Raw genomic sequence first — 256 nt, forward strand, 5'->3', positions numbered from 1 at the left:
ACCACAACGATTTCGCCGCGAGCGGGAGCCAGGCGACCGCGAGCCACCCGGCGGGGTTGGCGGTGGTCAAGGCATGGGCCACCAGGACCCCGGTAGCGGCCAGACCGAACAGCCAGCCCAGCGCGGTGACGCGGCGGTCGTGATCCCCCTGGCTGGCCAACCGACGCTCGTAGGCCAGCGCGCTCAACCAGGCACCGTCGAAGCCAAGGCCGATCACCACGGCCAGCAGCACGGGCATCACGCTGCCGAGCCACAG

At 71.5% G+C, this 256-nt stretch carries 1 pseudogene; it reads right to left on the reverse strand.

Annotated features, from left to right (window positions below):
* A pseudogene (locus tag ACZ63I_RS35025) lies at positions 1-256 on the reverse strand (protein spdB); the annotation flags it as partial.

The organism is Streptomyces sp. NPDC087906 (assembly GCF_055584925.1).